Here is a 285-nt window from a genome sequence, read left to right as displayed (position 1 = left end):
GCAGCTGATAGCTGCCACACTCACTACAGGCACGATAATGAGTCGCTTGGTGAAGTTTTTGATTATTCAAAAAGGCTAGCGCTACATCCAGCCGTAGACTTAAACAAAACTGTAATAGTACATATCGCTGCTAAGAGTAAAGAAAATGAAATTTTGTCAGCATATACAGGCGCATAACAAGGCAGTGCACGGGAACCAGCTACGCTCCACAAACATGTGCTAGAACGGAGCCTTCGGCTCCTGTTAGTGGCTAGACGGATACTTCGTTTCCTTGCTAGAAAAAGC

General features: G+C 44.9%; 1 protein-coding gene. It reads left to right on the top strand.

Annotated features, from left to right (window positions below):
- Positions 1-177, top strand: a 177-nt coding sequence (locus tag JW499_RS23255) for a DUF7684 family protein (RefSeq protein WP_463427529.1), incomplete at its 5' end; no start/stop codon positions are given.
- Between the last annotated feature and the right edge of the window lie 108 nt (positions 178-285).

The organism is Amphritea pacifica, assembly GCF_016924145.1.
GTDB lineage: Bacteria > Pseudomonadota > Gammaproteobacteria > Pseudomonadales > Balneatricaceae > Amphritea > Amphritea pacifica.
The sequence above is the reverse complement of the archived record's forward strand: the minus strand, read 5'-3'. Positions and strand labels throughout refer to the sequence as shown.